The following is a 1,756-nucleotide window of genomic DNA, read 5'->3' as shown; positions in this document are numbered from 1 at the left end:
GGTGTCGGGGCCGCCGGCGGCCCCGACACCCCGCCCACCGGAATCGCGAACTCCGCCTGGCCGGTCGACACCGCCGCCTTGACGGCCCTCACTCTCTCCTGCGCCCCCGCCGCCTGGAGCGCCCAGCTGCTCGTCTCCGGCGCCCGCCGCAGACTGACGGCCAGCCGCGGCCTGGAGGAGTTCGCCGCAGCCGTACGACCCCTGCTGCTCGGCGCCTTCGTCCTGTACCTGGCGGCCCTCGCCGGGCTGCACGCCCTCGCGGCCGCCGTCCTCGACGAGCCCGCGGCCTACGCCCGGACCCTGACCCTGGGCGCCCTGCTGCTGCTCGCCCGGCTCCTCGCCACGCACGGCTTCCGCCGGGCTCCGGCGCTGGTCCTGGGCGTCGCGGCGGCCGCCGAGGCCTCGACCCTGTCCGCCCTGTTCGGCGCCCGGCTGCCGGGCTGCGCGTTCCTGGCCACGCCCGTCGAAGCCCTCCTGGACGGCTGGGGACCCGGCGGCGTCCCGGTCCTCGTCTGCGGAACCGGCGCCCTGACCCTGCTGGTCCACGCGAGCCGCAGGCTCACCCGCGCCTCGGCCCACGCGCCCGCCCGCGCCCGAGGCGACGACCGATGCTGACCGCTGCCCCGCACCCGGCGCGCCCCCGGCCGCACGGACGTGCCACCCCCCTAAAACCAACCGTCCGCCGCAGGCGCCGGCCAGGCCGCCGGACGCATCCGCACCACCCCCTCGAAGGAGAACACCAGATGACCACCTCCCGACCCGGACATCCCGGAGCGCCCGGAGCCACCGGCGCGTTCGGCGTTCCGTCCGGAGCGAGCGCACCTGCTGGAGCCGGCGGAGCCCTGCGCGGGTTCGGGACGCCCGGAGCCGTCGGAAGGGCCCCCGCCCGCTGCGCGCCCGGGACGACCGATGCCCGGTACGCGCCCATGGCGTCCGGTGCCCCGGACAAGCCCGCGGCGCCCCGCGCTCCGCGCCCGGCCCTCGCGTCCGGGGCCGGCACGCCCGCGCCGGCCACCTGCGCGCACACCCCGGGAGGCGCCCGATGAGGGTTCTGCTGATCGGAGCCAACGGCTACATCGGCCGCTACGTCGCCGACCGTCTGCTCGCCGACCCCGCCGTCCAGCTCACCGCCCTCGGCCGCGGTGACGACGCCGACGTCCGCTTCGACCTCGCGTCCGGCAGCCCCGGCGCGCTCACCCGCTTCCTCGACGCGGTCCACCCCGGCGTCGTGATCAACTGCGCCGGAGCCACCCGGGGCGGCGCCCGCGAGCTCACCCGCCACAACACCGTCGCCGTCGCCACCGTCTGCGAGGCGCTGCGGCGCAGCGGCTGCGGGGCCCGCCTGGTGCAGATCGGCTGCTCCGCCGAGTACGGGCCCAGCCAGCCCGGCTCCTCCACCGCCGAGGACGCCGTGCCGCGCCCCGGCGGCCCGTACGGCGTCAGCAAGCTCGCCGCCACCGAACTCGTCCTCGGCTCCGGCCTGGACGCGGTGGTGCTGCGGGTCTTCTCCCCGGCCGGTCCCGGCACCCCCGCCGGGTCGCCGCTCGGCCGTCTCGCCGAGGCGATGCGCCGGGCGATGCAGGCCGGCGACGGCGAACTCAAACTCGGCGGCCTCGGCGTCCAGCGCGACTTCGTCGACGTCCGCGACGTGGCCCGCGCCGTGCACGCCGCCTCGCTCTCCGCCGCCCAGGGAATCATCAACATCGGCTCCGGCCGCGCCGTACGGCTGCGGGACGCCGCCGCGACGCTCGCCCGC

At 78.2% G+C, this 1,756-nt stretch carries 1 protein-coding gene and 1 pseudogene; both read left to right on the top strand.

What is annotated here, in order from left to right:
* A pseudogene (locus CCN42_RS43070) lies at positions 1–615 on the top strand (hypothetical protein); the annotation flags it as partial.
* Positions 616–1,042: 427 nt separating this feature from the next.
* The coding region (locus CCN42_RS39545) for an SDR family oxidoreductase (RefSeq protein WP_086741985.1) at positions 1,043–1,756 on the top strand (714 nt) is incomplete at its 3' end.

Origin of the sequence: Streptomyces glaucescens (assembly GCF_002154375.1) — a bacterium.
GTDB classification, from domain to species: Bacteria; Actinomycetota; Actinomycetes; order Streptomycetales; family Streptomycetaceae; genus Streptomyces; species Streptomyces glaucescens.
Note: the sequence above shows the minus strand (reverse complement) of the source record. Positions and strands in the feature narration are given on the sequence as shown.